The 1,216-nt window shown below is 68.3% G+C and carries 1 protein-coding gene and 1 pseudogene; both read left to right on the top strand.

Features of this window, described 5'->3' with window-relative positions:
• Positions 1-305: 305 nt before the first annotated feature.
• Positions 306-986: a GntR family transcriptional regulator gene (locus JMF90_RS37795; RefSeq protein WP_077178004.1), complete on the top strand. Its 681-nt coding sequence runs from the start codon at positions 306-308 to the stop codon at positions 984-986.
• 6 nt (positions 987-992) lie between these two features.
• Positions 993-1,216: pseudogene (locus JMF90_RS37790) on the top strand (amidase); the annotation flags it as partial.

Genomic DNA, 1,216 nt, shown 5'->3' with positions numbered 1-1,216 from the left:
CGAAGAAGGCGTGTTTTCGCTCATGACGATGGTCTGGTGCGTCGCTCGCGCGTAAGGATAGACGAGGATTCATTATGCTTCAGTGCACGATCGCGCGGCAAACCTGCAACATCCTGTCGATATTGTTGCAAGTCGATGGCAAGTCGCGCCGAAGAGCGGCTGCCTCACGCACCGGCGCTGCCCGTTTGACGTCAACCTCGCTGGACATCAGTGATATATCACAATAATATCCAGGGATCGCCCCCACGCTTCCCGAGCATCCGCGCCATGATGGCGCCCCTTCCGACCCCGATGCCGCAATCGCCATGAGCACCCTGACCGACGTCACCCGCGCCCGCCCCGCCGCGTCGCCGGCCAGCCTCGCCGATCGCGCGTACGCGCTGATCCAGCGGGACATCATCACGATGCGCCTGAAGCCGGGCGCCGCGCTCAACGAAGCCGACCTCGTTGCACGCACCGGAATCGGCCGCACGCCGGTGCACCAGGCCGTGCATCGGCTCGTGCTCGAAGGGCTGCTGTCCGTGATACCGCGCAAGGGCTTGATGGTGCAGCCGCTCTCGCTCGACGACATCGTCGCGGTGATCGACGTGCGGCGCATCAACGAAGCGCACTGCGCCGAACTCGCCGCGCGCCATGCAACGCCCGACGATCTCGCGCGCCTGGCCGCGCTGCTCGACGATGGGCAGGCCTGCGTCGACACGCACGACGTCGAGGGCATGATGGAGCTCGACCGCGCGTTTCATCAGACGATCGCCGCGGCCGCGCGCAATGCGGTGCTCGCCGACATCCTGCGCGCGCTGCATGAGCGCTCGCTGCGCTTCTGGTTCGTCACGCTGTCCGAACCGCACCATCTCGCCGACGTCCAGCACGAGCATCGCGCGCTGTTCGACCGGCTGTCCGCCCGCGACGCCGCCGGCGCGCGCGCGGCCGTCGAAGGCCATATCGATTCGTTCCGCTCCACGCTTCTTCAACATCTTCGCCCCTGAGCCGCCATGACCACTTTCACGCCGTTCCCCCCGCTCGCCCAGCTCGCCGCCGACCTCGCCGCCGGCCGGACCACGAGCCGCGCGCTCGTCGACACCGCGCTCGACCGGATCGCCGATCCGTCGGGACAGGGCGCCGTCGTCTTCACCGAAGTCGATGCGGACAATGCCCGCGCGGCCGCCGACGCACACGACCGGCTGCGCGCCGCGGGCACCGTGCTGTCGCCGCTCGC

Origin of the sequence: Burkholderia sp. E168m23, from assembly GCF_016586125.1 — a bacterium.
Taxonomy (GTDB): Bacteria; Pseudomonadota; Gammaproteobacteria; order Burkholderiales; family Burkholderiaceae; genus Burkholderia; species Burkholderia orbicola.
The sequence above is the reverse complement of the archived record's forward strand: the minus strand, read 5'-3'. Positions and strand labels throughout refer to the sequence as shown.

What these genes read in the sequence shown, in the direction of transcription:
- JMF90_RS37795 (WP_077178004.1), top strand. Translation starts at nt 306, where the DNA reads ATGAGCACCCTGACCGACGTCACCCGCGCCCGCCCCGCCGCGTCGCCG.